This is a genomic window from Lysinibacillus sp. FW301-JW8 (assembly GCF_058788755.1).
Map to the genome: position 1 here is coordinate 1 of NZ_JBYTBB010000159.1, position 580 is coordinate 580.

General features: G+C 39.0%; 1 protein-coding gene. It reads left to right on the forward strand.

Annotated features, from left to right (window positions below; all coding sequences use genetic code 11):
* Positions 1–580 (forward strand): DUF4372 domain-containing protein (locus AC3WOM_RS26715; protein ID WP_492449225.1); only part of this gene is annotated, 580 nt, incomplete at both ends.

The window sequence follows — 580 nt, forward strand, 5'->3', positions numbered from 1 at the left end:
AAAAACATCATTTGAACAATGGTTTTCACCTATTTCTTCTACACAAATGGAAAAATTAGTTGAAAACCATCAATTAAATTACTATACAAAGAAGCTTCACATCGCTTCATTCTTGAGATTATTACTGTTTGCCCAGCTCATTGAAACCGAAAGTCTACGTGCCATCAGTGATACGCTGTTATCAGACGACTTACAAAAAGCAACGTATTTAGAGTCTATCAGCTTTTCGCAGCTAGGCCGTCGATTAAATCAAGTGCCATCTGAGTTTTTCCAACAGATTTTTCTAGACTTAGTCACGCAAATCCATAAGAAAACACATTTTGAGCAGCGTCGAAAAATCACAACACCACTGAAAATCATCGATTCCAGCACACTGCCATTGAACTTAAAGAACCATAGATGGGCTGAATTCCGTAAAACAAAATCAGGTGTGAAGTTGCATTTGCGCCTTGTTTATCTAGAAAAAGGTTGTTCGTACCCTGATAAAGCGGTGCTAACGAACGCGAAAGAACATGATCGTGGTCAGCTTGAAATTCTCGTTGATGACAAGGAATGCATGTACGTGTTTGACCGAGGCTAC